This is a genomic window from Bacillus sp. NEAU-Y102, from assembly GCF_054788175.1.
This window is the reverse complement of the sequence record NZ_JBTWFK010000028.1, coordinates 1-7391: the sequence shown is the minus strand read 5'-3', so window position 1 is coordinate 7391 and position 7391 is coordinate 1. Positions and strand designations below refer to the sequence as shown.

The 7391-nt window shown below is 44.4% G+C and carries 3 rRNA genes and 2 pseudogenes; 4 read left to right on the top strand and 1 reads right to left on the bottom strand.

Annotation, left to right across the window (positions count from 1 at the left end):
• The first annotated feature begins 9 nt into the window (after positions 1–9).
• Both ACYFX0_RS30830 and rrf read left to right on the top strand, forming a co-directional pair.
• Positions 10–2931 (top strand): 23S ribosomal RNA (locus tag ACYFX0_RS30830).
• Positions 2932–2980: 49 nt separating this feature from the next.
• Positions 2981–3096 (top strand): 5S ribosomal RNA (gene rrf, locus ACYFX0_RS30825).
• A 168-nt stretch (positions 3097–3264) separates the two neighbouring features.
• Here the strand turns inward: rrf and ACYFX0_RS30820 are convergent.
• Positions 3265–3741, bottom strand: a pseudogene (locus ACYFX0_RS30820) (PLP-dependent aminotransferase family protein); the annotation flags it as partial.
• Here ACYFX0_RS30820 and ACYFX0_RS30815 point away from each other — a divergent pair.
• Positions 3660–4568, top strand: a pseudogene (locus tag ACYFX0_RS30815) (proline dehydrogenase family protein). The pseudogenes ACYFX0_RS30820 and ACYFX0_RS30815 sit on opposite strands and share 82 nt — an antisense overlap.
• Before the next feature lie 1256 nt (positions 4569–5824).
• Positions 5825–7376 (top strand): 16S ribosomal RNA (locus ACYFX0_RS30810).
• Positions 7377–7391: the final 15 nt, after the last annotated feature.

The following is a 7391-nucleotide window of genomic DNA, read 5'->3' as shown; positions in this document are numbered from 1 at the left end:
TTTTAGTTTGGTTAAGTTAGAAAGGGCGCACGGTGGATGCCTTGACACTAGGAGTCGATGAAGGACGGGACTAACGCCGATATGCTTCGGGGAGCTGTAAGTAAGCTTTGATCCGAAGATTTCCGAATGGGGAAACCCACTATACGTAATGGTATGGTATCCTTACCTGAATACATAGGGTATGGAAGACAGACCCAGGGAACTGAAACATCTAAGTACCTGGAGGAAGAGAAAGCAAATGCGATTTCCTGAGTAGCGGCGAGCGAAACGGAACATAGCCCAAACCAAGAGGCTTGCCTCTTGGGGTTGTAGGACATTCTATACGGAGTTACAAAGGAACGAGGTAGACGAAGCGACCTGGAAAGGTCCGTCGTAGAGGGTAACAACCCCGTAGTCGAAACTTCGTTCTCTCTTGAATGTATCCTGAGTACGGCGGAACACGTGAAATTCCGTCGGAATCTGGGAGGACCATCTCCCAAGGCTAAATACTCCCTAGTGATCGATAGTGAACCAGTACCGTGAGGGAAAGGTGAAAAGCACCCCGGAAGGGGAGTGAAAGAGATCCTGAAACCGTGTGCCTACAAATAGTCAGAGCCCGTTAATGGGTGATGGCGTGCCTTTTGTAGAATGAACCGGCGAGTTACGATCCCGTGCAAGGTTAAGCTGAAGAGGCGGAGCCGCAGCGAAAGCGAGTCTGAATAGGGCGTTTAGTACGTGGTCGTAGACCCGAAACCAGGTGATCTACCCATGTCCAGGGTGAAGTTCAGGTAACACTGAATGGAGGCCCGAACCCACGCACGTTGAAAAGTGCGGGGATGAGGTGTGGGTAGCGGAGAAATTCCAATCGAACCTGGAGATAGCTGGTTCTCCCCGAAATAGCTTTAGGGCTAGCCTTAAGTGTAAGAGTCTTGGAGGTAGAGCACTGATTGAACTAGGGGTCCTCATCGGATTACCGAATTCAGTCAAACTCCGAATGCCAATGACTTATCCTTAGGAGTCAGACTGCGAGTGATAAGATCCGTAGTCAAGAGGGAAACAGCCCAGATCGCCAGCTAAGGTCCCAAAGTGTGTATTAAGTGGAAAAGGATGTGGAGTTGCTTAGACAACTAGGATGTTGGCTTAGAAGCAGCCACCATTTAAAGAGTGCGTAATAGCTCACTAGTCGAGTGACTCTGCGCCGAAAATGTACCGGGGCTAAATACACCACCGAAGCTGCGAATTGATACCAATGGTATCAGTGGTAGGGGAGCGTTCTAAGTGCAGTGAAGTCAGACCGGAAGGACTGGTGGAGCGCTTAGAAGTGAGAATGCCGGTATGAGTAGCGAAAGACGGGTGAGAATCCCGTCCACCGAATGCCTAAGGTTTCCTGAGGAAGGCTCGTCCGCTCAGGGTTAGTCAGGACCTAAGCCGAGGCCGACAGGCGTAGGCGATGGACAACAGGTTGATATTCCTGTACCACCTCTTTATCGTTTGAGCAATGGAGGGACGCAGAAGGATAGAAGAAGCGTGCGATTGGTTGTGCACGTCCAAGCAGTTAGGCTGATAAGTAGGCAAATCCGCTTATCGTAAAGGCTGAGCTGTGATGGGGAAGCTCCTTATGGAGCGAAGTCTTTGATTCCCCGCTGCCAAGAAAAGCTTCTAGCGAGATAAAAGGTGCCTGTACCGCAAACCGACACAGGTAGGCGAGGAGAGAATCCTAAGGTGTGCGAGAGAACTCTGGTTAAGGAACTCGGCAAAATGACCCCGTAACTTCGGGAGAAGGGGTGCTTTCTTAACGGAAAGCCGCAGTGAATAGGCCCAAGCGACTGTTTAGCAAAAACACAGCTCTCTGCGAAGCCGTAAGGCGAAGTATAGGGGGTGACACCTGCCCGGTGCTGGAAGGTTAAGGAGAGGGGTTAGCGTAAGCGAAGCTCTGAACTGAAGCCCCAGTAAACGGCGGCCGTAACTATAACGGTCCTAAGGTAGCGAAATTCCTTGTCGGGTAAGTTCCGACCCGCACGAAAGGTGTAACGATTTGGGCACTGTCTCAACCAGAGACTCGGTGAAATTATAGTACCTGTGAAGATGCAGGTTACCCGCGACAGGACGGAAAGACCCCGTGGAGCTTTACTGTAGCCTGATATTGAATTTTGGTACAGTTTGTACAGGATAGGCGGGAGCCATTGAAACCGGAGCGCTAGCTTCGGTGGAGGCGCTGGTGGGATACCGCCCTGACTGTATTGAAATTCTAACCTACGGGTCTTATCGACCCGGGAGACAGTGTCAGGTGGGCAGTTTGACTGGGGCGGTCGCCTCCTAAAGTGTAACGGAGGCGCCCAAAGGTTCCCTCAGAATGGTTGGAAATCATTCGTAGAGTGCAAAGGCATAAGGGAGCTTGACTGCGAGACCTACAAGTCGAGCAGGGACGAAAGTCGGGCTTAGTGATCCGGTGGTTCCGCATGGAAGGGCCATCGCTCAACGGATAAAAGCTACCCCGGGGATAACAGGCTTATCTCCCCCAAGAGTCCACATCGACGGGGAGGTTTGGCACCTCGATGTCGGCTCATCGCATCCTGGGGCTGTAGTCGGTCCCAAGGGTTGGGCTGTTCGCCCATTAAAGCGGTACGCGAGCTGGGTTCAGAACGTCGTGAGACAGTTCGGTCCCTATCCGTCGTGGGCGTAGGAAATTTGAGAGGAGCTGTCCTTAGTACGAGAGGACCGGGATGGACGCACCGCTGGTGTACCAGTTGTTCTGCCAAGGGCATAGCTGGGTAGCTATGTGCGGAAGGGATAAGTGCTGAAAGCATCTAAGCATGAAGCCCCCCTCAAGATGAGATTTCCCATAGCGTAAGCTAGTAAGATCCCTGAAAGATGATCAGGTTGATAGGTTCGAGGTGGAAGCATGGTGACATGTGGAGCTGACGAATACTAATAGATCGAGGACTTAACCATATAATATGTAGCAATGTTATCTAGTTTTGAAGGAATATGCCTTCAATAGTTTGGTGATGATGGCAGAGAGGTCACACCCGTTCCCATACCGAACACGGAAGTTAAGCTCTCTAGCGCCGATGGTAGTTGGGACCTTGTCCCTGTGAGAGTAGGACGTCGCCAAGCAACTTTAAGACAAGTCAGAATGACTTGTCTTTTTTGTGTTTTGTAAAATAAACTTGTAATTAATGTAAGCTCTATGAGTAAGTTTATCTAGCAAGAAACAACTTTATTTTATTAGAATTTCACATTTAAGTAGCATACCTTCAGAAAAATATGACTAAGCTTTAAAGTCTATTTGCTAACAAGAATATATATACGAAGTATTACCCTCTGGAGCCTACTCACACCCTCTTTTATTTCTGCAGTTGTTAAATGTCCATACCCTATAATAATTCGATTGTAATGTTTTCCTTTTTCAATGGCGTGATCTTCCACAGGATATACTTTCACTCCGAGTTGTTGGATTTTCTCAAGTAATTCTTTTGTGAATTGAACTTGATTGAATTCAACAATCAGATGTAATACTGTAAAATAACCGAAAATATTGATTGTATTTGAGAATGTTGATTTTAATTGCTGGATAAGGAAGTCTCTTCGATTTTTATAGATTTTTTTCATCTTCATAATATGCCGTTCCAAATAATCTTCAGCAATAAATTTAGAAAGGATAAGCTGATTTAAAGAAGGTGTATGTAAAACGGAATGAACATATAAAAGCATATGTTCAACAATCCAATGAACTCTATACGTTATTGTTACAAGCTGCGAAACGCTTTGTCACCGGAGAAACGAGACATGAGGGGATTGGGACGGCAAAAGAACTAATTACAAAAGGTTATCATACTTCACTAGAATACATAGGGGAAAATACTCTTGATATAGAGGGATGTTATAAAGCAAAAAATGAGTTTTTGAATCTTATTGGGGACATAGGTACTCTATCTATGAAACAAACAGTATCACTTGATTTATCTCATATTGGATTGTCTATAGATCCAGAAATATCTTATATTCATTTAATGGAGTTGGCAGAGAAGGCGAAAGTACATGGAACTACCCTTATGATAAGTATGGAAGAATCATCTAAAGCAGCGGACATTCTTTCCATTTATAAAAAGGTAACTGAGCAATATCATAATGTAGGGATAACAATACAGGCACATTTATACCGCTCAAACAATGATATTCAAGAACTCCTTCATTATCCAGGAAAAATAAGAGTTGTAAAAGGTGCCTATCAAGAAGTTCCGGATATTGCTATGCCTAGATCAACTGATTTAAATCAACAGTATCTTCAAATTGTAGAAAAACTAGCTGAAAACCATCACCCTGTATCTATAGCTACACATGATGAAATTCTTATTAAAGAGATGGAGCAACGTCAATATTTTAGTCACCCTAATGTAGAAATAGAAATGTTATATGGAATTCGTCCGGATATGTTAAGAGATTTGAAAAACAAAGGACATAACGCTAGAGTATATTTGACTCGTGGAAAATAACGGTATTTATATTTATGTCATCGGATAGCCGAACATCCAGAAAATCTATATTATGCAGTGACAGATATGATACATTCACCTTTACCAGAGTAGAGAATATTGAATAGACATTTAATACTAAATGTAAAAATGATGTTGGTTGTTGCCTAAAAATAAAAGCCGGATTTTTCTTAGAATAGAAATTCCGGCCCATTTCATATTGAAATTTTTTTAGTATATATTTGCGTTAAAGGCGGACAGCACCTCTGTAGGTATTGAGGGGATTATGATTTATAATTGTGCAGCCGTCGTATACCTTGTTGTAGAATTGTTTTTGTATGGTTGTGTATTGTATTCTTAGGGGGAGATAGAAACAAAGGAAATTATGATTCTATATGTATTTTAAAAGGGGGATATATACTAGAAATGAAACTAAATGCTTTGTTAGTGAAAGGATTGGCTCTTTTAGCGGTAAAACGTAAATATAGGTATGGGATAAATATCTATTAATGTTATATAAAAAGTGAAGTAATGAAAGGAACAAGTGTTCTGCATATGTTTGTTCGGTGCACTTGATCAATTGAGGTATGTATTTTTAATCCAGTATATGTGTTTAAAAAGGAAATGCTATTAATCAATTCAAACCTTGAGCATATCTTAAATGTTTATTAAGAGAATATAGCTGTATGGAAATAGATGATACTAAAGATGAAGGAGATATAAGGCTGATATTTCAGTGAAAAAGGGATAGTTAATAAATATATTAGTGTGCTTCTATATATTTACGAGTAAACAGATAAGCAACCATTACTTCATATAAGTAGAACTTGGGACTCTATAACTAGAGTAGTATATGAGTGTATTATGGATTTTTGTATCGTTGTCTGTTATAAGAATACGTATATCTTCAATCGTTTCTAATAGAGGGTGTGATAAACAAAGAGGTATTAATATTTATTAAAATAAGATTGTTAGTTTCGCTGGGTAAAAACTTCTGTACAAATTAAGTCTAGGGTTTAAATTAACTTGAATATATTTTGGAAGAATAGGTTAAATAGAAGCAGAAGGTAGCTTTTCGGTAATGAATCCTTGGAGAGGCGTATCTAGTTAAAAGAGCATAAAAATATTAACTTGAATATCTTTATAAAAAGTTGTTGACGATTATACAAATGAAGTGTAATATAGAACAAGTCGCCGATGACAATAACGTCGCAAGCGACAAACGAAATGAAAAACTTAGTTGACATTGAAAGATGAAAATGTTAACATAAGGAAGTCGCAAATGAGCGACTAAGTAGTTCTTTGAAAACTGAACGAAACAAACAACGTGAAACGTCAATTTTTATTTTTAGATGCTAGACAAACTAACTTTATTGGAGAGTTTGATCCTGGCTCAGGATGAACGCTGGCGGCGTGCCTAATACATGCAAGTCGAGCGAATGGATTGAGAGCTTGCTCTCAAGAAGTTAGCGGCGGACGGGTGAGTAACACGTGGGTAACCTGCCCATAAGACTGGGATAACTCCGGGAAACCGGGGCTAATACCGGATAACATTTTGAACTGCATGGTTCGAAATTGAAAGGCGGCTTCGGCTGTCACTTATGGATGGACCCGCGTCGCATTAGCTAGTTGGTGAGGTAACGGCTCACCAAGGCAACGATGCGTAGCCGACCTGAGAGGGTGATCGGCCACACTGGGACTGAGACACGGCCCAGACTCCTACGGGAGGCAGCAGTAGGGAATCTTCCGCAATGGACGAAAGTCTGACGGAGCAACGCCGCGTGAGTGATGAAGGCTTTCGGGTCGTAAAACTCTGTTGTTAGGGAAGAACAAGTGCTAGTTGAATAAGCTGGCACCTTGACGGTACCTAACCAGAAAGCCACGGCTAACTACGTGCCAGCAGCCGCGGTAATACGTAGGTGGCAAGCGTTATCCGGAATTATTGGGCGTAAAGCGCGCGCAGGTGGTTTCTTAAGTCTGATGTGAAAGCCCACGGCTCAACCGTGGAGGGTCATTGGAAACTGGGAGACTTGAGTGCAGAAGAGGAAAGTGGAATTCCATGTGTAGCGGTGAAATGCGTAGAGATATGGAGGAACACCAGTGGCGAAGGCGACTTTCTGGTCTGTAACTGACACTGAGGCGCGAAAGCGTGGGGAGCAAACAGGATTAGATACCCTGGTAGTCCACGCCGTAAACGATGAGTGCTAAGTGTTAGAGGGTTTCCGCCCTTTAGTGCTGAAGTTAACGCATTAAGCACTCCGCCTGGGGAGTACGGCCGCAAGGCTGAAACTCAAAGGAATTGACGGGGGCCCGCACAAGCGGTGGAGCATGTGGTTTAATTCGAAGCAACGCGAAGAACCTTACCAGGTCTTGACATCCTCTGAAAACCCTAGAGATAGGGCTTCTCCTTCGGGAGCAGAGTGACAGGTGGTGCATGGTTGTCGTCAGCTCGTGTCGTGAGATGTTGGGTTAAGTCCCGCAACGAGCGCAACCCTTGATCTTAGTTGCCATCATTAAGTTGGGCACTCTAAGGTGACTGCCGGTGACAAACCGGAGGAAGGTGGGGATGACGTCAAATCATCATGCCCCTTATGACCTGGGCTACACACGTGCTACAATGGACGGTACAAAGAGCTGCAAGACCGCGAGGTGGAGCTAATCTCATAAAACCGTTCTCAGTTCGGATTGTAGGCTGCAACTCGCCTACATGAAGCTGGAATCGCTAGTAATCGCGGATCAGCATGCCGCGGTGAATACGTTCCCGGGCCTTGTACACACCGCCCGTCACACCACGAGAGTTTGTAACACCCGAAGTCGGTGGGGTAACCTTTTTGGAGCCAGCCGCCTAAGGTGGGACAGATGATTGGGGTGAAGTCGTAACAAGGTAGCCGTATCGGAAGGTGCGGCTGGATCACCTCCTTTCTATGGAGAATTGAT